Below are 22,326 nucleotides of genomic sequence, written 5' to 3' on the forward strand. Positions count from 1 at the left end.
ATCTGTAGACTTTTTTATTTATCCCCCAGACACACTTTTGGAACAATATCATCAAAATACTCCTCACACATAATTTCCATAGCGTGATTTGTTATTTGGTTCGACAATAAGTCATGGTTCCATAAGGTTTCTTGCGTTGAATTTCTATCAGCAAGCCCCGTTGGACCAGTGAGGCGCAGGTCTCCCGGACGAAGTGCACACACGGCGAATCGAACGAACAGCCCAGCGGTGCGCGAACAGTGTGCACCATCAGTTGCCGCACCAGTTCTTCAAGGACCTCATCCCGAAGGTGGTATTTCGATGGATCCGAGGTGCGGAAAGCCTCAAGAAAAAATTGTTCGGAATAGTGCTGTCGGTAGTAGGCCAACTCCTCTTCGACGGTAAAGTCATAGAGCCGGTCGTAGCGGTCCGTTGTCTGATATTGAAACGAAGTTCCCGGTCGCAGAACTCTTTCGACAAGGGCGATATGCGGTTCCTCGATCGGGCCGGAAAGCTCTGTCGGGTGGCAGTAGAGACAGGTCGTTCCCAACTGGAAGGAGGGACAACCCGGTGGGTTCTCCAGGATCGTAAAGCCGGCACGCGAGAAGAGCGCGCGGATCTCCGTGTAGAATCGGTCGTGCTGTTCGTGCGACATGCGTCCGTCGTTATAATCCGCCTCGATGCGGAAGTAGACGTCATAGATTGGATGGGTGGTTTTCATGGTTTGAAAGGATTAAGCCGCAGCCCGAAGACTGCGGCATGGTTCAACAATCGGCAACAAAAATCTATGCAGCCGGAGCTTCAGTCTCCTCTTCTACAATTTCGTCGGCTCCAGTCTCCAAATGGTCAAAAATCAACCGGGCGGCCCGATTGACATCGACCAGAATATCGAACAGATAGGCAGGTTCCCGACGCAATTGCGTAAGCCACCCTTTGAGATAGGCGGCATTCTCCTCACGGGGCGTCGTGGCAAAGCCAGCCATGGCACCGCAAAGCGCCGAAGTCAGCTCCGCAACCAACTCTTCGCGGGCATACTCTTCGTCGCCAAAGTTGCTCCCCATCGTGCGGTTCAGACGCTCGGCATGGCCCGTGCTGTGGGCCACCTCGTGCAGCAACGTCCCGTAGAAGGCTTCGCCCTTCGGGAACTGCTCCTTGAGCGGGCAGACAACCCGATCGTGCAGGCGCGTGTAGTAAGCCCGGTCGCCGTAACGGAGTTCGATCGGGCAGAGCCACGCCTGCTGCTCGACCATCCGGTCGATCGGCTCGCAGACCATGCCGTCGGAGTAATCCTTCCGCTCGGCACGGGCCGTCAGCGCCGCATAGCGTTCCGGTTGCTTCTCTTGCATATCCGTTTGGTCGAGGTTGAAGACCGAATAGTAGCGTATGATGGGAATGACCTCGTACTGTTTGCGGGTCTCCTTCGGAAGCTGGCGGTACTCCTCGAGGTCGATCTTGCGGCGGGTCTCTTTGTGGCGGATGCAAATTTTCCAGAAGTAGACCGGGAACGACAGGGAGCCCTTGAGGATATTCAGCCCCTCCTCCTTGGCCTGCCGGAAGGTCATGAAGATTGGCGTTTGATAGTCCGCTATTCCCGAAAGGAAAAGCAGCATCAGAATGTTCCCGGCCCGGTAGGGCGTGCCGCGCAGGTTGCGGGGAAGACCGTGCGCGAGGTCCGTGAACCACGGTTTCTGCCAATCGGTTTCGAGGTGTTCAATACGCTGGATTATCAGCTCCGTCAGTCGGGGTGCTATGGCATCTATCAGATTGTGGTTTTTCATGCTGAAAGTTTTGAAAGGGTTATGATTCGAATTGGGTAGCGAGCCGCCACACTTCAATCTTTTCTTCATTCGCCTTGGTATTCCACCAACGATTGCAGGCTTCCCGGAATGCACGGTAATCCTCTTGGGGATTGAAGTCTTTTTGAGTAAGACCGGTCATTTTTTCCCGGTCCGCTATCACGAGCTTATTCTCCCACCATGGATTGATTATCTCTTTCATCAATTCACTTTCTCGAACCTGGCAGGTGTGGTCTTGGCAGTCATCACACCACATATCTTCACGATTATCATCTATCGAGTAAATTTGATTGGTATTACCATCAACCCATGCCTGATAGTAGACATGACGAGAACCACACTCCTCGCATCGCCACGGATTAGGACTGTTATCCGGGATGGCGGGCTGTATCATGGCAGGTTGCAGTCGGAAGAATCTGCGGTATCGGTTTCGCAATTTTTTGAGTGTCCTGTTCATAGTTGCAGATATGAAAGACGGAGCAATCGTTTGATTGCTCCGTCGGTTTTACTTGGATCAGGCGGCCAGCGATTCTGCCGTCTTGTTCGGGCCGAACTCCGGATCGGCCGGGATAATCAGCGGCTCGGCAGGCGGCGCCGGAATCTCCGTGTCGGGCGTCGCTTCCGGCTCCTCGGGGAGTCCTTCGGGAATGGATTCTGCATCCAATTCCCGGGATTCGGCCAAAGCCCGGGCCTCCTCCTGCGCCTTCAGGTCGTCGATCTGCTCCTGCAACTTTGTCCGGCGTCGTTCGTAGGTTGCCAGGTATTTCTCCTGCACGGTCCGGCTTTGAGCCTCGAAATTCAAATCGGCAAACCGGCACATCAGGCGCGTGTCCACCTCCTCGTCCGTACAGTTATAATCCCGGGCCGTTGTGCGGAAGAAGTCGAGCAGGAAGATGCGGATCACTGCCGCCCGCTGTTCGGGTGTCAGTTGCCCGGCGGCCGCAAAGCGCTCCTCCTCGGTAACGCGCCACTGATTTTGAGGTTCGATGCCGCACTGTCGGAGCCGATTGTCGGCCATGTGTCGGATCACGGCGTAGTAGAACATCTGGTGCTCCTCTTCGGTCAGCGGGCTGCCCGAGACCTTCGATTCGCGGAACAGCGTCTTCATGTCGGCGGTGATATGCTCGTAGCAGAGCTGCCGGTTTCGATGGTCCTGCCGCAGCAGACTCTCCATCGGAGAGGCAGGAACCATCGTGACGTAAACCGTCCGTTTTCCTGCGGCATCCTCGACCGCAACGTCACGCTCCTCCTCCGGGATGTCCTCATAGCGAATCTCCACGTCGAACATTCCGATGATGGCATATTTGCGGACACGCCCTTCCGTAACGTCAAATTCGAGTTGCCGGGTCTGCTCCGTAAACCGGGCCAACGCCGCTTCGTAGCGCATCACCGCTTCCGCGTAGTTTTCTTCCGACGAGTAGCACTCCGCCTGCGGGGCTTCGGGCATTTCGGGGGCCGTATCGTAGTAATCGAGGTAGTAATCCAGCTCCTGAATCCGGTAGCCCTCCTCTTCAAGATGCTCAATCACCGAATCGGGGGTATCGCCCACCGTGGCAAGGAGCGTTCGCGGGTCCTCCTTCAGCAGCTGCAGGGCTTGCTGCACGAGGTATTCGTCGTTCTTGCGCATCATGCAGCTCCGGTTCTGGCAGCCTGCACATCCGTCCGCACATTCATCCTTGAAGAGGATTTGGTTGGCCGTATTGTGATGGCAGGTGTGGCATTCGGTCTTGTCGAAACGGTAGGTATCCAGGCGGGTCATGTAGCGATCGTAGAGCCGCCGGGCAATCTCCCGGATCCGGGCATTCTTCCACGACAGGCGGCATCCGTCCGAGAAATGCTCCTCGTAGACCTCCTGCTGGACCGCCGCATCGTATTTCGCGATCTCGGTGGCAACACCGACCGAAATCTCCTCCCGGTCGAGCTGCTCGGCGAGGGCGTCGATCAGATCACAGAGTTTCAAACGGGAGCGAATGTAGGCCTCGGATTTTCCGAACTTCCCGACCAGGCTCTCGATCGTATGACGTCCCGATTCCAGCGCCCGTTTGTAGGCCGCAGCCTCCTCACGGGGTGTAACGTCTTCACGCTGGAGGTTCTCCGTAATGGCGGCATCCTCGGCTTCAGCATCCGACAACTCCCTAACAAGGGCCGGAATGAATTTCAGCCCCGCCATCGCTGCGGCCCAATAGCGCCGTTCGCCATAGACAATTTCAAAACCTTCATCTTTGGGCCGGACGCAAATCGGTTGCAGAACCCCGACCTGACGGATGCTGTCGGCAAGTTCCTGCAAGGTCTCCGAGCGGAAATCCTTGCGGGGATTGTAGGTGCTGCTGACAATCTTGTTCAAATCCAGCAACTGAACGGCCGGAGCTGGTTGTTGTTCCGCAGTCTCGGAAGAGGAGGCAGCTTGCGACGATTCCTGCTCGTCGGGATTCGGATTTGAAGTGGCAGCTTTCGATACTTTGGCCTTGCTCTTCTTCGTTTTCTGTTCTTCCTTGGAAGTCTGCATAACATCAAACAGTTTTTACCGTGTGTCTCACGTTTTTGGGACCATGTAATTTGGGACCATGTAATCCAAACGGACCGCATAGTCAATGAATAATTATGTTATGAGGACTTATTCCCGACGCGGTCGGTTGCCTCGGGAAGAGACATAGTCATGCGGCGACGTCGGAGCGGCGAAAAATACCGCAGCCTCGGCGAGGATGATTTTTCGTCCGAGGACGGCGGGCCGCTCGCGGCCTTCCGCATGACTATCTTCCCCGACGGCAACCGGGAAGAAAGAATACCTACGCCTTACATTCTTCCAGATTAGTTAATAACTTGTTGATAATTTCCACGCCACTATTATTAACTTATAGTAATAATAACTATCTTTGCATCGTAGTTCTTTGAGAGATTTTTGATTTCCAGACTTAAATCCAGATGCCTGAAGCAGATTAAGTTCTGTACGCCATTTATTTACGAATGGTACTCGGCGGCGGCACGGCTTTGAGCGTCTCTTCGTCTTCTTCTCTGTGGAAGATTACACGATGAGCCGTCGGAGTTTACAGACAACACGACACGAAACGAAACCGAGATATAAGGTTTCTAATCGTCAAGATGTGTGGTGCTACAAGTTGAGATGTTGCATTTTATGCGATAATCGTATTGCATACGATTATCGCACTGGAGTTCGCAGCAGCAAATGGGGGTGGATACACGGGATAACGTATATGGACTTTAAGTGTGGGCTAAATGTTTAGGCAGCAGGAGCAATTTCGCTCCACTTAAAAGTTTCTAAGCATGAGAAAAAATCAAAAAACTGCAGATCTGATACAAGGTATTGAAGATCTGCTCTCAAAGGGCCGTTATCCACTTACCGGCGAAGATGAAGTTCTTTTGAAGTCTTGCCTCAATGAACTGAAACAGATGCAATCTGACAATGCAGATGTTCTTGGCTCAATAGAGAAAGCAACCAAATGGCTCTTGTTGCTATTCGAGGTTTGTGACAAATTCAAAGACCTGATTTAACGCGCCACCCCCTTAATTTAAAAAAGACATGAAGATTGGTTCGGTCATAAAGGATATACGCAAGCGGAAGAAAATTACGCAAATTCAACTTGCCGAGTTGAGCAACATCTCACAAACGTATCTTTCGCAGATTGAGAATAATCAGAAAGACCCAACCATCCAAACCATAAAGGTTATTGCCGAAAATCTCGCCATTCCTTTGCCCGTATTATTATTCATGGCTGTTGAAAACGAGGATATCCCAGAAAATAAGCGCGAGATTTACAGTATGATATCTCCTTCTGTCAAATCACTACTAGACACATTCTTCAACGATGATAAGTAGTCCTGAATCTTTATGTCACGCTATAGGTATTAAGCATGGCGAGATAGCTACCATTCTCTCTGACATAAGTACCTATTACTACGAGTATGAGAAGAAAAAACGAAACAAAAAAGGAGAGTTAAAATATACGAAATTCGGAACTCCCGAAGTTCGCGTTATCAATCCCAGCATCAGAACACTCAAAATCGTCCAACATAAGATATGTCGTTTACTTAACAGTAAAATTGCACCTGCTCCTTATGCTTTCGGATCTACAAAAGGGCGCAGTTGTGTAATGAATGCTCGATTCCACCAAGGCAACAAATATATCTTCCAAACTGACCTCCGAGGATTTTTCCCCTCTATTACCAGAACAGAAGTCTACCGAATGTTCATTCGATTTGGGTTTTCTCCGGACGTCGCGTCCATTCTAACACGCCTGACCACTTATAAGGGGCATATCCCCCAAGGCGCACCCTCATCTTCTGTAATCGCAAATCTTGTTTTCACCAGAACAGGAGATATACTCGCCCGATATTGCAAGCAAAACGGGTTAAAATTCACAACGTATGTGGATGATATGACTATTTCCGGACCTTATGATTTTCAGGAATTAATCCCTGATATTCTCCATATAATCCGCCAAGACGGATACACTATTAGTCATACCAAAACGACATACCGTACTAACCATCCCGAGATCACCGGTGCGAAAGTCGGGAATAATTATATCGACATCACAGATAAGTTAAAAGCCAAAATAGCTAATCCTCAGGGAAAATCTATCGCTCAAATTGCAGGAGAGCGCAATTATCAGGATTTAGTATATAAAGCCAATAATCCCTCTCTGAGATCGTCAAGGCACAATAATAATGCCTTACAAGATTAACTGCCTTAAAGATAACATCAGAGGAGATTCAACACATTTTTACAGATGAGTAATTACTTCTTTCTCTACCAGAGCTAGTTCTTCTCCACAGGTTGCGACATGTGTATATATGTTGCTTGAATAGCCATAAAGAAAGACAGCTATCTATCGAGCCACTTCCCATAGACATAGATATTCCGCTCAAGATAGAGCGTCTGCAGATCATACGAGATGACCCACAGACATAACGAGCGATCACCTCGAAGACTGAATGTCAAATCACGGAAAGCTGCTTTCGGAAAGCGGACGTCCTGCGTGTAGAATCGTCCCTTGTAACCCGCAGGCGTTGCTTCACACAGGTAGACACTAAAAGTGCAAAACAACCAGCGGAGAATCTTCCGCCGGTTCTCGGGGTACAGGCTCTCAACGTAAAAGCGATGGTAGTAAATCATCTCATGCTGCTATCAACGTAAATGATACCTCCGGGCAAAATAGGCAACAACTCCCGGAATGTGCTTTTTGTAGTAGGGCTGATTCTCCCGGCACCACGAGGCGAGTTCCTGCTTCGTGGTAAAGGGACGGCGCCAGCTGCGTCCCGACATAATACAATCCAACTCGGGAGCCAAACGCTCGACAAAGTCGCCAACGGTCCAGCCTTCCCAGATGTGTTTCTGAAGGTCAATCATCCCAAATCCATTTTAAGGTTTAACATATGGTTCATGGACCGGTCCCATTCAGAAAAGAGAGTGCCGGCCACGGGCCGATACACAGCAGCGGGACCAACCGGAAGTCTCTTTTCGGACGATACAACCCGAACGGGTGGAGATCGTGCGAAAAGGGACTCCGAGGTGCAAGCACGCTGCTATCTTGGCCCGAGGTCGGCACTTGTGGAATAACCGTCTACCCCACTGTCAAACTCTTTACACATCCGATTCGACCACAATCCGAGGAGTACGCCGCAGCGCATTCTGCAGATTGCGCTGGTTAATCCGGTACACAAGCATTAGTAAATCATAGGCGCTGTACAGGAATTGCCGCCGATAGATCTTGGGACGAATCAACCGTTTCTGACGATAACGGGTCAGCGTTTCGGGGCGAATATCGAGGACTTCGCAGGCCGCATCGGCCGTCAGGAAGAGCGGCTCGTCGCTTTGACTGCACAGGTATTCGAACAGCAGCAAACTTTTGCTCAAAAGAAAGTTCGCCTTGATGAGACGTTCGAGCTGTTCGGTGGGTACAAGCCGATAGATGCGGGGATTTTGTTTGTTTTCCATAGATAACAGATTTATTGATTCAACGATTCGAGTTTTCCGCGGCGGCGCATCTTGCGGATGAACTCCTGCACCTCGGAGAGCAGGTACATGCGCCGGGTTCCGATGTTGAAGCCAACGAGCAACCCCTGTTCGCGGAAGCGGCGCACCTGGCGTTCGCTCTGGCGGAGCAACTGGCAGACCTCCGCAAAATCGAGAATCGGATCGCCTTCGAGCTGGCTCCGGTGATCCTTCATGAAGTGTACAATCTCGAGAATCTCTTCGACCGTTCGCAGAATGCGGAACAGGTCATCCGTGTGTTGATTTTCCATCTTTGTCGGGTTTGGTTTCCACGGCAAAGATGGGACAACCCCAGAACTCGTTTATCAGTGTTTGAATCAATTATATGTTTTTTCCTTGTTTGAGATCCAAACCACTTTTATCTCCGGCAGTCCATCAGTATCGGCAAAAATTGCTATTCCTGGATTGAGATTTGAGACACGGCTTGGCAGAAAGCAATACTTTAATGGGAACATCCACTACCATACATAAATCGATTCTATCTACAATTCGAACCGCATCGAGGGCAATTAGATTACCTCAAGGCCAGAGATGCGCCATATCTTCGAGACCAACCCAATGGAATGTCAATAACAAAACGCCGTGCGTGAACAACATCCTAGAACTACTGACAACGTCCCCAACATCAATTTGGCTCTCGACTGGCTAGAAGAAGAGAATAGCTCTCCCCCATTAAGGGACTGCATACGTAACTCAAGTCTAACGCGTCGGATAGCCGCAAGGAGTGGTTTGCCACAAACAACTATAAGTCTCTGACCAACAAGATAGGCAGTATAGAGACCACACTATCCAAGGAGGTGCACTGCCAGACGAATCCACTCCTACTAATCCTCGTAATCAGGAGGGCCGTTTTACCCCTACACAAAAGACTCACTTTCTATAGCGAGTAACGAGCATTATTGCGGGGTAAGGAATTCGCGGATACTTGGCTACGTTCACATGGATGTTTCACAAAAAACTTACGTGCTTTTTTGAGACATATCATCGATTGTTTTCATCAATTATGCGCATTTGTAAGATCATATAAATAGTTAATATACAATACTATATTCAAACTTCAAATTATAAAGTAAGAGTCCTCCAATAATCTATCCATCAGGTCTAATCAAACATTGGTAAAAGAATCTTCAACGGATAACTTGCATGAGTAGAGCCATACCTTACGAGAAGTCTGTTCTGTACCTAATGGATAGGATGTCTATGAATAAGAAATTTTTACATAGAAAAGACACCCCGATTGACCTGGATTGGGAATTATTCTCCAATTAATAATCAAAAAGAGAAATGAGAGCAATCCAGTGAGACATATTGCACTGAAATCGGCAAATCATTATATTTGCTTAATAGAAAGATTTAAGGGCTTCCTCACAAACACACTTTTTGAAGTACCAACCTATCATTAGAAACTAACCAATTTTGCAAATTATGAAATTGAATATATTTTATTCATGGCAATCTGATTTACCTAATAAAACAAATAGACAATTTATAAAAAAATGTCTTGATGCAGCCATGAAAGACATTCATGCAAATAATAAGATTATATCTGACTGGAATATTGAAAGTGATAGCCGAGGTGAAATAGGAACTCCTGAATTAGCAAGTGGAATTTTTTCTAAAATTGACCAATGCGACATTTTTGTTGCAGATATATCTATTATAGGGACAGTCGTTTAATTCCGTCATTATGAGTCAATCGGCAGACTGTCCCGGTAATTTTTCCAATCGAACTCATCTTTTATATTTTCGGCTCCGTTTCGGAGCCCTTTTTTCATTTTTGGACCCAACTGGAGCCAATACTCCAGTGAAAGGGCCGTTTCTCACTCACCTCGAACATCAGGCAGCCTGGGCAATTTCGTTGACTTCCCGCCGGACGAGCTGTACTGCATTCGCCGTGTGGATGCCAAAGAAGATGTACAGGATTTCGGTCAACTTCGTCCTTGCCTTGATGCGTTTCAGGCCATAGTGTTCCTTCTGCGTTCCGAACGAGCCTTCCATCCTCGTTGCCCTCACCCTCGCCAGCTCGTTGCGGATGATGTCGTTCTCTTTCTTTTCCAAGGACGGACGGCCACGCTTGACGAATGACGTCTGTATTCCTCTATCCTTGCAGTACCCCCTGTTGGCGCTGCCGGCATAGCCTGCATCTCCTCCGACCTTCTTCGCCTCCACACCGAAGAGCTTTCGGTGCATCTTCAGGCAGTGCGTAAGCCTGGTTCCCTCGTTGAAGGCATTGAATGACAGCTTCTCGATGAATGAGAGTCCGTCAACCTGGATGTTGTTGCACTTCGCACCAAACTCTACGCTCTTCACTTCCTTGCCTCTCACGATCGGCCTCACATACGGCTTGCTGATGCTCACTATCCTGTCCTTGACACTCTCGCGAGGATTGTTGTTCTCGAAGTGGGCCTTCTGCTGGCGGTACACTCTTGTGATGATTTCAATATCGCTCTTCTGTCTGGCTGTCAGCAATTTCTCCGCGCCTGCATTCTCCCTCTCCAGTGTGCGGGTCTGCTTCAGTATCTTCCCCAAAAGGTTGAGCAGGCGTCTGGTCAGTTTCCTGGTCTGGACTTTCGTATGCCTGCGCCGCTTCCTGTACGACAGGTTGGCCTTCTCTACGTCTACGTACTTCGTCCTCGGACGGTGCACATTCAGCTTGGCACTCAGAGTGCACATTATCTCATATGACTTCTCTATTCCTTCCCACAGAAGCTTCGCATCCGTAGGATAGCGCATCTCGCTCTCGTAACAGGTTGCATCCGTATACATCGTATCCAGGTCCTTCATGTACGGTTTCCAGGCTCTTGCCAGTATCTCCTGCTGCTGTTGGATCTTCAGCCCGCGGGCCAGCTCCGAAAACACGTCGTCCAGAAGTTTGTAGTTCGTCAGAGGATGCATCGGGTCTATTCTCACATCGCAGAAGAGCTGATAGTGGACGTTGCCGTTAAGATGCTCCATCAACCTCGGGCTGCTCAGACCTGTGTACATCTTCAGGAACATCAGCGCAACCTTGCCCTCCGGGGTGAAGTATGTTTTTCGTCCTTTCTTCGCTCTCATGCTCTTGCTTATCAGTCCAAAGTTCTCTGCCATCTCACTAAGCGGCAGCCTCTTCCTGATTTTTCCCAGCTCGCTAGTCTCGAACGTCCGCCTATACAATTCATAAAAATCGAACTCCGTGAAAGGAAGATCGGGTGATATTTCAGAGAAATTTTGTACCTTAGCCATGCAGATTAATTTTTGCGATACCTCCAAATTTGGCTTTTCTAGGGCAATTGGAGGTATTCTTTTTATCTTTAGCTAAGATGCAAATTTTATATTACATTGGCAATCAATTCATTATAAAGTTTTATTCTTTTTACGACAGTCCCTAATTATACCAACCACCCATTTATGAGTGCAAACAACAACATTTTAACAGAACTCAACTGAAAATCTAACCTAAGAACCCAACATCTACCACCTCACATAGGCCCAAATATTACCTGATGTTAAAACTATAGGCTATGTTCCATCAATCAGAAACAAGAACAGACACGAATAACCCTTGACGGTCAGTAGACTATCAAGGGTCATAATTTAGCTTATGTTCTCAGCAAGGAGAACCTCAAATTAGAGATAGAGAGAACATTCTAATCTTTTTTCTCTTCATCCTTCTTAACACTACTCTTAAGATCTTCTAAATGCACCCAATGCCGACCCACCATTTTCTGTAATTCCGAGGCCATAAACTTACTTGATGCAATGACGATGACCTTTTTACCTCGGGCTTTTAATAAATCTAATGCTCGTGTAAAATCACCATCACCACTAACTAATACTGCTAAATCATAATTATCAATAGTATTAAACATATCTAATACTATTTCAATGTCTAAATTAGCTTTTTGCTTTTGTGTTTTAGTCTTAGCATCAAATATCGTTTTAATAGGTTTTGTTACAAGGCTATATCCCATTCGAGGAAGCGCCTTAAGAAATAACTCCTGCTTAACCTCCGGTGGAATACCTTGACCAATATAATAAAATGCGTCTGCAATATTACCATAATTGGACTCAATGTATGCAAGTAATTTGCATGGATCAACAAACCATCTTAAATCATCTCTTTGCATGTAAAATAAATTAGCTCCATCCACGAAAACAGATACACGTTGTGCCATAAGATTATTGCGTTTTAAATTTATTACGCTAATATAATACAAAATTTGCCAATAAGCAATTAAAAATAACTCAACTTATGATATAAATAAGAGAGTAAATAGTAATCTCTTTTTTAACTCAAGATGATGATATCAGCATCAAGGATTTAATGTGCCCGTGGGGCTATTGGATGCATTCAATATGTTCAAATTCATCGTCAATATGCCGTTGGCCGAAACGTCCATGAAAATCTCAAGTAAGAAATTAAAAGTATCATAAAGTTTCTAAATTACGTACCCATACTTACCAATTGAACTTAATATGAGAACCAGAAAAATAAGTTGGACAAGAAGGGTATCACAACCACAAATGATGTCTCCGTCTCGGTAGATATCTATTAACCCATCCTTTGACCTCGAATTTGGAGGAGTATAAAAGTCAAAACGCTCCACAATTTATAAGCCACGACAGAGACGCAAGATTAACACTATAAATTAATATTTATCGGTAGTTAGAGTTTCATCTACAAGCAAGCAAGAAATCATCACGATTTATTGAGAAACAAATAGATTACCATGAAAATATTTTCTAACACCTATGTGCATAATAAGTAGACAAAGTGTTGCAATCTCACACCATTAGAAATACAGCTTCAAAAATCCGCAGGTTCGTTTCCAATTCGGTTGCAAAATCAGGGATTTTTTCGTAACTTTGTAACAACCAAGTGAATACAAGGGAAAACAGCGAAAATAGGTTGTGGCCTATTCGGTGTATCTAAAAATTTTTACAATCTTAATACGTTGATATATTGGCGATTATGATATGGGTTCAGTTACCCCACTCTCCGCAACGAAGAAAAGCCTGAGTTTCGAGAACTCAGGCTTTTTTTGTTTCACCGCCGGACCGGCCCCGCACGGGACGGGCGGGCGGAGCAAAAAGGCCGGAACGGCGCAGCCGCACGGCTTTTCGCCTGTTGCAGGGGCCTCCCCGGCGAGGGGACGGGGAAAAAGCGTGCGCAGCACAGTTAATCCCCACTCTCCGCAACGAAGAAAGGCCTGAGTTCTCAAAACTCAGGCTTTTTTGTTTCACCGCCGGACCGGCCCCGCACGGGACGGGCGGGCGGAGCAAAAAGGCCGGAACGGCGCAGCCGCACGGGACGGAGACTTACTGCCCGGCTCGCAGCGAGACGACCTTCGTCACCTCGTAGACGCCCGTATATTCGGCCGCAAAACCCTCATCGCGGGGTCCCGTATCACGGACCTCAAGCTCCGCCTCGACGACCCGACCGTTCTTCACACCGCCCGTGACACGGTCATACTCCGCCGCAAGCCGACCGGTGCGGTCGATGACCCAATATTCACACGTATCGTTGTCGGCCATGAACGAACGGACCTCGTGACCGATAATCAACCGCCCCTTGACGCGCTTCGTGCCGCCCAAGACAACCGAATCGGGCAGCAGCACGATGCTCTGCTCGTCGAAAAGGGGTGCATCCTGGCCGATTTCGACAAAGAGCGCACGCCCCGGAGCATTGGCATGCAGCTCGAAATAGCGCATACCGCTGTTGCCCATACCCCATCCGCTGCAGGTTGCAGGCACGGGCTCCCCGGCACTCCGCCGGCGGAACTCCTCGGCGCAGGCCCCTGCCGGCCGAAGCTCAAAGCGCCGCACACCCCGACGACCGCTCGCCACCTCCTGCATGACACACTCCTGCGATGCATCCCAACCGGGCATCCTCCCGAGCTGCGAGAGCAGGGCTTCGGGACCGTCGCCGTCGATGCGGAGCACCCGCAGCACCGGCTGCCCCGGGACACCGTCGCACTCGAGCCGGGCACCGGGCAGTTCCGAATCGGCCACCACCTGCAGCCGGCCGTCGCTCTGACTCCAGAAGCGAAGGCCCGCACCGGAGACCTCCTCCCACCAAAAATTCTCGAAGGCTTCGCGCGACGGACGTGCCGGGAAAAGCGGCTCATCCGCCCCCTTCTGCTCCGCCCCGCAGGCCGAGAGTGACAGCGCCAGCAGCGCCCACGAGATTCGGAGCCCGAAGCTCCGACCGAACACCTGTACCATAAGCCACGTGTTTGAAAAATGTCGTCTGACAACACGCTGCCGTTCCCCGAGGAGGGGCGACAGACCGTTCCGCGCCGCAGGCTTGATACAAATATAGTGAAAGATGGGCTCAATGGCAAACGGGAGGTCGGGAACTCCGCCTCGCGGGCAGCCATGACCCGGCCCCTTCGAAGGGAGCCACCCCCTCCAGAGGGGCCTCCCGCGGCAGCATGGCAACCGGGAAGCCGGAGCTGTAACCGAATTGTAACATCGGTTTCATAAAGGTTTCAGATTTATTTCGCAACTTTGTCACTCGAAAGCCGGAATGAAACCATTCCCGTCAACCAAAACCTTTTACCGAACCAAAATACCCCAAGATGAAACACCGTATCCTGCTTTTGCTGTTGTGTCTGACCGCCGCAACGGGACTTCGCGCCCAGGAGGAGCGTTCCCTGTTCCGAAAAACCGTATTCACCGTCAACGGCGCCTCGCAGACGGATTCCGACAGCCTCGAAGTGGCCCATCAGGAGTATCCCGCAGACAGCATCGCGGCTCTCGCCGACGCGGAGCACTCCGACGAGGAGCTGCTCGAACTGCTGCGCATGATGCCCAACATCGAGATAGGCAAGGGCATCACCTTCCAGCCGCGGAGCAAGTGGTACTCGATGACGCTGCGCTTCCGCATGCAGAACATGGTGGGGCTCTCGTTCGACCGCGACTTCTCGCTCACGCAGACCGAGGCGCGCGTCAAGCGGCTGCGCCTGCGCTTCGACGGTTACATCTACTCGCCCAAGCTGGTCTACTCCATCCAGCTCGGATTCACTCCCTACGACACCAAGGAGCTGCCCAACGGCAACACGAACATCGTCCGCGACGCAATCGTCTACTACGTACCCAACGCACACTGGAACATCGGCTTCGGACAGACGAAAATCAAGGCCAACCGCGCCCGCGTCAACTCGTCGAGTGCCCTGCAGTTCGTCGACCGCAGCATCGTCAACAGCGAATTCAACCTCGACCGCGACTTCGGATTCTTCGGTGAATACAACGGCCGCATCGGCAAGCGCTTCCGCCTCTCGGCCAAAGGCTCCATCACGCTGGGCGAGGGCCGCAACTGGAGCACGTCGTCCGACGGCGGACTGGCCTATACGGGACGCCTGGAGCTCTACCCGCTGGGGCGTTTCAAGTCGAAGGGCGACGTCATCGAAGGCGACTTCGAATACGATGAGCAGGTGCGCATCCTGCTGGCGGGCGCCTACTCCTACAACAGCCGCGCCGTGCGCATCCAGGGCCAGAACGGCGCACTGATGCCCGAGGGCGAGCACCGCAACCTGGGCTCCTACTTTTTCGACTTCATCCTCAAGTACCGCGGCTTCGCCTTCTATACCGACTTCATGGGCCGCACGTGCGACACCCCGCTCTTCGACGGCAACGAAGGCATCTTCGTCTACACGGGCAAGGGCCTCAACCTCCAGACGAGCTACCTCATCAAGCAGAAGTGGGAAATCGCGCTGCGCAACTCGACGATGTTCCCCGACCGCGAGGTGCAGTCGCTGGCCGGCTACCGCCGCTGGAACCAGACCACCATCGGCGTGACGCGCTACCTCATCGGGCACAGCCTCAAGCTGCAGGCCGACGCCTCGTACAACCACCAGAGCGGAGCGCTCAACCCCAACTACAACCGCTGGGAAATCCGCTTCCAGGTCGAGCTGGGTCTTTAGGCCATCGAGCCGCCCGACAGACAAAGACCCCCGGCACGCAGTCGTGTCGGGGGTCTTCGTTTCATGCGGGGTCATACGGAGGATGCGCGCCGGCGGCGTGCGCAGTGTTCCGCCGCAACAGGCGACAGCGCAGAGTCCGGCTTCGGCCCGGCGGCATGCGCAGCGTTCCGCCGCTAACGACGGCATACGGCCGCACCTTTCAGAGAATCTTGAGCGCAATGCGGGCGCAGGCCTCGGCATCGGCCAGCGCATGGTGGTGGTGTTCGAGGTCGAAGCCGCAGGCGGCCGCAACGGTATGGAGCTGATGGTTGGGCAGGCGGCTGCCGAAGATGCGGCGCGAGGCGCGGCAGGTGCAGTAGAAGCGGTAGCCGGGATAGGGCATGCCGTAGAGCTCGAAGGCGGCCTTGAGGCACCCTTCGTCGAAGGGCGAGTTGTGGGCCACGAGGGGCAGCCCCTCGATGCGGGGGGCAACCTCCTCCCACACGGTGCGGAAATCGGGGGCATCGGCCGTATCGGCATAGCTCAGGCCGTGGATGGCGGTGGTGAAGGCGCTGTAGTAGTTGGGACGGGGACGGATGAGGCGGTAGAGCGAATCGACCACCTCGCCGCCGCGCACGACCACCACGCCCACCGAGCAGACGCTGGAGCGCTTGCCGTTGGCCGTTTCGAAATCAATGGCGGCAAAATCGGTCATGGGTTGCAGTCAATCTTAACGCAGCTCCGCACGCCGCAGGGACGCAGCGTCGGAGGCGGATGCAAAGATAGCCATTTCCGGCATCGGATGTACTCCCTGCCGGCTCAAAAACCGCCGCCGCTGAGAAGTTCCGGCCGTGTCCCCGCACAAGAATGGACCCCAGGCTCTCCTCTCCTCCGCCCCGCGACCGCGGTACCGGACGCAGCAACAAGCCCTGCCCCGCCGGCTCAAAAACCGCCGCCGCGGGAAAGTTCCGGCCGTGTTCCCGCACAAGAATGGGCTCCGGGGCCTTCCTTTCCTTCGCCCCGCGACCACGGCGCCGGACGCAGCAACAAGCCCCCGCGCAACTCCGCGGCCACGGACTCCGGCTGAGCCCCCCCCGGCACGTCCCTCCGGCACCGTCCTCCACCCCCGAGGCGCCGGACCGCCATAAAATTCCGCCTCCGGTCCTCCTCCGCCCCCCATGACTCCCCTCCTCCTCCGTCCCCACTCCACCTCGATGTCCCGCTCTTCCGCCGACACAAAAAAACCGGACCGAGAGGCTCGGTCCGGAGCGTTTGCTTGCCGCAGAGCGGGATTACTCCCACTCGATGGTGGCGGGCGGTTTCGAGGAGATGTCGTAGACTACGCGGTTGACCCCCTTGACCTTGTTGATGATGTCGTTCGAGACATCGGCCAGGAACTCGTAGGGCAGATGCACCCAGTCGGCCGTCATGCCGTCGGTCGAGGTCACGGCGCGCAGCGCCACGCAGCTCTCGTAGGTACGCTCGTCGCCCATCACGCCGACGCTCTTGACCGGCAGCAGGATGGCACCTGCCTGCCATACCTTGTCGTAGAGCCCGGCCGCATGGAGGGCATCGATATAAATCTTGTCGACGTTCTGGAGAATCTCCACCTTCTCGGGGGTGATGTCGCCCAGAATGCGGATGGCCAGGCCCGGTCCCGGGAAGGGATGGCGGCCGATGAGCTGCTCCGAGATGCCGAGCGAACGCCCCACGCGGCGCACCTCGTCCTTGAAGAGCAGCCGCAGCGGCTCGACGATGCGCAGATTCATCTTCTCGGGCAGGCCGCCCACGTTGTGGTGCGACTTGATGGTGGCCGAGGGTCCGTTGACCGAGCAGGACTCAATGACGTCGGGATAAATCGTACCCTGTGCCAGCCACTTCACATCCTTGATTTGCTGCGCCTCCTCGTTGAAGACCTCCACGAAGTCGCGGCCGATGATTTTGCGCTTGGTCTCGGGGTCGGTCACGCCCGCAAGGTCGCCGAGGAACTTCGCCCCGGCCTTGACCCCCTTGACGTTGAGCCCCATGTTCTCGTAGGATGCCAGCACCTCCTCGAACTCGTTCTTGCGCAGCAGGCCCGAGTCGACGAAGATGCAGTAGAGGTTATGGCCGATGGCCTTGTGGAGCAGCACGGCGGCCACCGACGAATCGACACCGCCCGAGAGGCCCAGCACCACGCGGTCGTTGCCCAGCCGCTCGCGCAGCTCGCGCACGGTCGACTCGACGAAGCTCTCCGAGGTCCACGACTGCGCGCATCCGCAGATGCCCACGACGAAGTTGCGGAGCAGCTGCGTGCCGTCGGTCGAGTGGTAGACCTCGGGGTGGAACTGGATGCCCCACGTCTGCTCACCCTCGATGTGGTAGGCCGCCACGCGGACATCCTCCGTCGAGGCGACAATTCGGTAGTTGTCGGGCACGCGCGTGATAGTGTCGCCGTGCGACATCCACACCTGCGTCTTGGCCGGAAGCCCCTTCATCAGGGCATCCCCGGCGTCGCCCACCGTCAGCATCGCACGGCCGTACTCGCGGCTCGGCGCAGGCTTCACCTCGCCGCCGAAGGCCGAGGCGAGGAACTGTGCCCCGTAGCAGACGCCCAGCAGCGGCAGCCGGCCCTTGATGGCCGAGAGGTCGGGGTTGGGAGCCTCCTTGTCGCGCACCGAGTAGGGGCTGCCCGAGAGAATCACGCCCCGCACCGACGCGTCGAGCGCCGGAATCTTGTTGAAGGGGTGAATCTCGCAGTAGACATTCAGCTCGCGCACACGCCGCGCAATGAGCTGCGTGTACTGCGAGCCGAAGTCGAGAATCAAGATTTTTTCCTGCATTATTCCGTAGGTTTGTTAGTTTCGTTGGACGTATGTTCCGCAGCGGCTCCGTCGGCTGTTGCGCCCGAGGCCTCTCCGCCGGCACCCTCTGCGGAGTGCTCGCCCGAAGGACGGGCTCCGCGGCGGCGGTGACGGCTGCGGCTGCGCGGGGCGGCGGACTGCTCCTGCGCCCCCTCGGCCGACCCCTTTTCGCCGGCTGCAGGCGCACCCTCTGCCGGTGCGGCACTCGGTGCAGCGTGCTCAGCAGCGGCCGAAGCGGCTGCGGCCTCCGCACGAAGCGGCTCCTCGGAACGTGCCTCGGAACGAACTTCGGGCTGCGCTTCACGCTCCGTCCGCGCGGCCGTGGACTCGGCCGTCTTGACGGCGGCAGGCTGCTCCGAAGCGGGTTTTCCGGCTGCGCTCCGCTCCACGGCTGCCGACTTCTCGGCACCAACGGGCTTCTCAGCGGCAACGGCCTTTTCCGCAGTCGCGGCATCTGTCTGCTTCCGGGCGGCGTCTCCGGCCGGTTTCCGGCGTTCGGCCGGACGCTCCGACGGCGTCTGGGTCGTCTGGGCCGGGGCTGCGGCGGCATTGCGCGGAGCCGAGCCCTGCGGCTGCTCAGCGGCGGCGGCTTCACCGCGACCGCCCCGGTTGCGGCGGCGACGGCGCGACGAGGCGGAAGCCTCCCCCTCCTTCACGCCGGCAGCCTGTTGCGGACGGGCCGGAGCCTCGTTGCGGGCTCCCTTTGCGGCGGCTTTGCCGCGCTGCGGGGCCGTCTTCACGTCGGCACGGTTGCGGGGCTGTCCCTGCGGACGGGCGCCCTCCTCGCCCCGGCGTACGGAGGCGGCAGCGGCCGTCGATGCGTTGCGTCCCGAACGGCCATTGCGGCCGCGCCCGTTGCGCCCCTCGCCGCGCTGCGCCCCATGGTCGCCCCGGCGCGAGGCGTTTGCCGGCTCCTCCTTGCCGGAGGACAGGCCCACAAGCAGCACGCAGCAGGCCGCCACGGCGCCGAGCGCCTGGACGACGATTCCGGCCGTATGCCAGTCGGTCACCAGCCGGATAAGGAGCGAGGCCACTGCCAGTACGGCAACGGCCCACTCCAACAGAGTTCTTGTGCGGTTTTTCGTCATTTATCGTTCACTCGAGTAGTTGGGAGCTTCGCGCGTAATGGCCACGTCGTGCGGGTGGCTCTCATGCATGCCCGAAGCGGTGATTCGGATGAATTTGGCCGTCTGAAGCGTCGGGATGTCCTTCGCGCCGCAGTAGCCCATGCCCGAACGCAGACCGCCGATGAGCTGGTAGACCGTCTCGCTGAGGGCACCCTTGAAGGGGACGCGGGCCTCGATGCCTTCGGGCACCAGCTTGTTGATGTTGCACCCCTTCTGGAAGTAGCGGTCGGCCGAGCCCGCCTTCATGGCCTCGATGGAGCCCATGCCGCGGTAGGCCTTGAACTTGCGGCCGTTGTAGATAATCGTCTCGCCCGGAGCCTCCTCCGTGCCGGCGAACATCGAGCCAATCATCACGCAGTCGCCGCCTGCGGCAAGCGCCTTGACGATGTCGCCCGAGTAGCGCAGACCGCCGTCGGCGATGACCGGAACGCCCGAACCCTTGGCGGCCGATGCGGCGGCGTAGATGGCCGAGAGCTGCGGAACGCCCACGCCGGCGATGATGCGCGTGGTGCAAATCGAGCCGGGGCCAATACCCACCTTGATGCCGTCGGCACCGTGGTCAATCAGGTAGCGGGCCGCTTCGGCCGTGGCAATGTTGCCCACCACCACGTCCAGCTTCGGATATTCGGCCTTGATGCGCATCAGGGCGTTGACGATGTTGGCCGAGTGGCCGTGCGCCGAGTCGAGCACCACGGCGTCGACATCCTCGTCGACGAGCGCCTTGACACGCTCCATCATGTCGGGCGTGATGCCCACGCCGGCCGCTACGCGCAGACGGCCCTTCTCGTCCTTGCAGGCATTGGGATGGTCCTGCACCTTGGTGATGTCCTTGTAGGTGATAAGTCCCACGAGCCGGCCTTCGTCGTCGACTACGGGGAGCTTTTCGATTTTGCTGCCCAGGAGCGTCTCCTGCGCCTCGCGCAGGTCGGTGCTGTGGGTCGTCACGAGCCGGTCACCGGGGGTCATCACCTCGGAGATGCGGCGCTGCATGTCGCGCTGGAAGCGCAGGTCGCGGTTGGTCACGATGCCAATCAGACGGCGCCCGGCATCCACCACGGGAATGCCGCCGATTTTGTTCTCCTGCATCAATGCGAGGGCATCGCCGACGGTCTCCTCCTTGGAAATGGTCACCGGGTCGTAAATCATGCCGTTCTCGGCACGCTTCACACGACGCACCTGCACGGCCTGCTCGGCAATGGACATGTTCTTGTGAATCACGCCGATACCTCCTTCGCGGGCAAGAGCTATCGCCAGCGGAGCCTCCGTGACGGTATCCATCGCCGCGGAGACGATGGGGATGTTGAGCTGGATATTACGCGAGAATCGGGTCTTGACATTCACCTCTCGCGGCAACACTTCCGAATAGGCGGGTATGAGCAGCACGTCGTCGAAGGTAAGGCCTTCGGGCTGCACCCTTTCATTGATAAACGACATAAGAACGTGGATTTTTGTTGCCTGCAAAAATAAGCATTTTTTTCGAACGGCCCAAACCTGCAACGAATTTCCTACGGAAAAGATGACCGAGCGCGCCGCACCCGCTCCGCGCCCGGAGGCAAAAGAGGAAAAAGACGAAGGGGCGCACCCTTGCGGGAGGCCCCTTCGGAGGTTTGCTGCCGCCGGACCGTGAAGTCGCGGCGCTCTGCGTCCGAGATTAATACTGCTCCTTCTCGTTGGGGAAGTCGCACTCCTTCACGTCGGCCACGTAGCGCTCGACGGCATCGGTCATCACCGTGTGCAGGTCGGCATAGCGGCGCAGGAAGCGGGGCGAGAAGCCCTTGTTGATGCCCAGCATGTCGTGGATGACCAGCACCTGGCCGTCGCAGCCCGGGCCGGCGCCGATGCCGATGGTCGGCGTCGGGATTTCACTCGTCACGCGCGTTGCCAGCGCCGCGGGAATCTTCTCGAGGACGATGCCGAAGCACCCCGCCTCGCTCAGCAGATGGGCGTCACGCACGAGCTTGGCCGCCTCGGCCTCCTCCTTGGCGCGGACGTTGTAGGTGCCGAACTTGTGAATCGACTGGGGCGTCAGTCCCAGGTGACCCATGACGGGGATGCCCGCCGAGAGGATGCGCTGCACCGACTCGAGCACCTCCTCGCCGCCCTCCATCTTCACGGCGTCGGCCTCGGTCTCCTTCATGATGCGCACGGCCGAGTCGAGCGCCACCTTCGAGTTGCCCTGATAGGTGCCGAACGGCAGGTCGACCACCACCAGCGCACGCTGCACGGCGCGCACCACCGAGCGGGCGTGGTAAATCATCATATCGAGCGTAATGGGGAGCGTCGTCTCGTAGCCGGCCATCACGTTGGCCGCCGAGTCGCCCACCAGAATCACATCGACTCCGGCGGCATCGACAATCTTCGCCATCGAATAATCATACGAGGTGAGCATGGCGATTTTCTCGCCGCGCTGCTTCATTTCCGTGAGCCGGTAAGTCGTCACGGCCCGAACGGTGCTTTCTACAGACATCTTTTTTGCGTTTAGTACTTAGCGTTGTACGGCCGGCCGGGCCCGCTGCGGGCGGCACGCCGGTCAAAATCGGGGCAAAGGTAGTGCATGGCGGCGGCACAAGCAAATTTTTTTCACCCTGCGGCCTCCGCGCACCTGTTCAGGGGCGGCCCGGCGGCTCAGCGGCAGCGGCCCGGCACCTCAGCGCCTCAGCAGCCCGGCAGCTCTGCGGCAGCGAC

The 22,326-nt window shown here is 54.9% G+C and carries 20 protein-coding genes; 5 read left to right on the forward strand and 15 right to left on the reverse strand.

All coding sequences use genetic code 11. The annotated features are described in order from the left end of the window. Nucleotides 1–91: 91 nt before the first annotated feature. The 4 genes from C8267_RS04435 to C8267_RS04450 form a co-directional block, all read right to left on the reverse strand. Nucleotides 92–700, reverse strand: a complete 609-nt coding sequence (locus tag C8267_RS04435) for a hypothetical protein (RefSeq protein ID WP_106633826.1) — start codon at nt 698–700, stop codon at nt 92–94. Nucleotides 701–764: 64 nt separating this feature from the next. Further along, nucleotides 765–1,757, reverse strand: a complete 993-nt coding sequence (locus tag C8267_RS04440) for an ArdC family protein (RefSeq protein ID WP_106633827.1) — start codon at nt 1,755–1,757, stop codon at nt 765–767. 19 nt (nt 1,758–1,776) lie between these two features. Next, the gene (locus C8267_RS04445; protein ID WP_234025692.1) at nt 1,777–2,232 is read right to left on the reverse strand and encodes a hypothetical protein; all 456 of its coding nucleotides are present in this window, start codon (nt 2,230–2,232) and stop codon (nt 1,777–1,779) included. Between the two features lie 57 nt (nt 2,233–2,289). Continuing rightward, nucleotides 2,290–4,281 carry a ParB/RepB/Spo0J family partition protein gene (locus C8267_RS04450; protein ID WP_106633829.1) on the reverse strand — a complete coding sequence of 664 codons (1,992 nt, stop codon included), beginning with the start codon at nt 4,279–4,281 and terminating at the stop codon, nt 2,290–2,292. A gap of 776 nt (nt 4,282–5,057) precedes the next feature. Here C8267_RS04450 and C8267_RS10910 point away from each other — a divergent pair. The 3 genes from C8267_RS10910 to C8267_RS04460 are packed head-to-tail and all read left to right on the forward strand — an operon-like array spanning nt 5,058 to nt 6,478. Continuing rightward, nucleotides 5,058–5,285, forward strand: a complete 228-nt coding sequence (locus tag C8267_RS10910; RefSeq protein ID WP_158699712.1) for a hypothetical protein — start codon at nt 5,058–5,060, stop codon at nt 5,283–5,285. A 28-nt stretch (nt 5,286–5,313) separates the two neighbouring features. After that, complete coding sequence (locus tag C8267_RS04455) at nt 5,314–5,610, forward strand: helix-turn-helix domain-containing protein (RefSeq protein ID WP_106633830.1); 297 nt, start codon at nt 5,314–5,316, stop codon at nt 5,608–5,610. Beyond that, nucleotides 5,600–6,478 carry a reverse transcriptase family protein gene (locus tag C8267_RS04460; protein WP_106633831.1) on the forward strand — a complete coding sequence of 293 codons (879 nt, stop codon included), beginning with the start codon at nt 5,600–5,602 and terminating at the stop codon, nt 6,476–6,478. The genes C8267_RS04455 and C8267_RS04460 overlap by 11 nt, the downstream gene beginning before the upstream one ends. Before the next feature lie 443 nt (nt 6,479–6,921). On the opposite strand, the gene C8267_RS04470 is transcribed toward C8267_RS04460, so the two are convergent. From C8267_RS04470 to C8267_RS04480, 3 genes are all read right to left on the reverse strand, one after another. Next, on the reverse strand, nt 6,922–7,143 hold the full coding sequence (locus C8267_RS04470) for a hypothetical protein (RefSeq protein WP_106633833.1): 222 nt from the start codon (nt 7,141–7,143) through the stop codon (nt 6,922–6,924). A 234-nt stretch (nt 7,144–7,377) separates the two neighbouring features. Then, complete coding sequence (locus C8267_RS04475; RefSeq protein WP_106633834.1) at nt 7,378–7,731, reverse strand: hypothetical protein; 354 nt, start codon at nt 7,729–7,731, stop codon at nt 7,378–7,380. An 11-nt stretch (nt 7,732–7,742) separates the two neighbouring features. Then, on the reverse strand, nt 7,743–8,039 hold the full coding sequence (locus tag C8267_RS04480; protein ID WP_106633835.1) for a helix-turn-helix domain-containing protein: 297 nt from the start codon (nt 8,037–8,039) through the stop codon (nt 7,743–7,745). A gap of 1,174 nt (nt 8,040–9,213) precedes the next feature. On the opposite strand from C8267_RS04480, the gene C8267_RS10915 reads away from it, so the two are divergent. Beyond that, nucleotides 9,214–9,465: a hypothetical protein gene (locus C8267_RS10915; protein ID WP_158699713.1), complete on the forward strand. Its 252-nt coding sequence runs from the start codon at nt 9,214–9,216 to the stop codon at nt 9,463–9,465. Between the two features lie 159 nt (nt 9,466–9,624). On the opposite strand, the gene C8267_RS04485 is transcribed toward C8267_RS10915, so the two are convergent. The 3 genes from C8267_RS04485 to C8267_RS04495 all read right to left on the reverse strand — a co-directional run bounded on the left by C8267_RS04485 (nt 9,625) and on the right by C8267_RS04495 (nt 13,992). Further along, on the reverse strand, nt 9,625–11,010 hold the full coding sequence (locus C8267_RS04485; protein ID WP_199792077.1) for a transposase: 1,386 nt from the start codon (nt 11,008–11,010) through the stop codon (nt 9,625–9,627). Nucleotides 11,011–11,414: 404 nt separating this feature from the next. Then, nucleotides 11,415–11,942, reverse strand: coding sequence for a LabA-like NYN domain-containing protein (locus tag C8267_RS04490; protein WP_106633836.1), 528 nt, complete (start codon nt 11,940–11,942; stop codon nt 11,415–11,417). Nucleotides 11,943–13,086: 1,144 nt separating this feature from the next. Further along, nucleotides 13,087–13,992, reverse strand: a complete 906-nt coding sequence (locus tag C8267_RS04495) for a hypothetical protein (RefSeq protein WP_106633837.1) — start codon at nt 13,990–13,992, stop codon at nt 13,087–13,089. Nucleotides 13,993–14,348: 356 nt separating this feature from the next. Here C8267_RS04495 and C8267_RS04500 point away from each other — a divergent pair, with 356 nt between their 5' ends. After that, the gene (locus tag C8267_RS04500; RefSeq protein ID WP_106633838.1) at nt 14,349–15,692 is read left to right on the forward strand and encodes a porin; all 1,344 of its coding nucleotides are present in this window, start codon (nt 14,349–14,351) and stop codon (nt 15,690–15,692) included. A gap of 199 nt (nt 15,693–15,891) precedes the next feature. On the opposite strand, the gene C8267_RS04505 is transcribed toward C8267_RS04500, so the two are convergent. The 5 genes from C8267_RS04505 to panB all read right to left on the reverse strand — a co-directional run bounded on the left by C8267_RS04505 (nt 15,892) and on the right by panB (nt 22,108). After that, the gene (locus C8267_RS04505; RefSeq protein WP_087361313.1) at nt 15,892–16,386 is read right to left on the reverse strand and encodes an exonuclease domain-containing protein; all 495 of its coding nucleotides are present in this window, start codon (nt 16,384–16,386) and stop codon (nt 15,892–15,894) included. Nucleotides 16,387–16,963: 577 nt separating this feature from the next. Further along, nucleotides 16,964–18,493 (reverse strand): glutamine-hydrolyzing GMP synthase, encoded by a 1,530-nt coding sequence (gene guaA / locus C8267_RS04510; RefSeq protein WP_087361315.1) that lies wholly within the window; start codon nt 18,491–18,493, stop codon nt 16,964–16,966. Continuing rightward, the gene (locus tag C8267_RS04515; RefSeq protein WP_106633839.1) at nt 18,493–19,575 is read right to left on the reverse strand and encodes a hypothetical protein; all 1,083 of its coding nucleotides are present in this window, start codon (nt 19,573–19,575) and stop codon (nt 18,493–18,495) included. The genes guaA and C8267_RS04515 overlap by 1 nt, the downstream gene beginning before the upstream one ends. 27 nt (nt 19,576–19,602) lie before the next feature. Further along, nucleotides 19,603–21,075, reverse strand: coding sequence for an IMP dehydrogenase (gene guaB, locus C8267_RS04520; protein WP_106633840.1), 1,473 nt, complete (start codon nt 21,073–21,075; stop codon nt 19,603–19,605). 217 nt (nt 21,076–21,292) lie between these two features. Beyond that, nucleotides 21,293–22,108, reverse strand: coding sequence for a 3-methyl-2-oxobutanoate hydroxymethyltransferase (gene panB, locus C8267_RS04525; RefSeq protein ID WP_087361321.1), 816 nt, complete (start codon nt 22,106–22,108; stop codon nt 21,293–21,295). Nucleotides 22,109–22,326 lie beyond the last annotated feature (218 nt).

Origin of the sequence: Alistipes sp. Marseille-P5061 (genome assembly GCF_900290115.1) — a bacterium.
GTDB classification, from domain to species: domain Bacteria; phylum Bacteroidota; class Bacteroidia; order Bacteroidales; family Rikenellaceae; genus Alistipes; species Alistipes excrementigallinarum.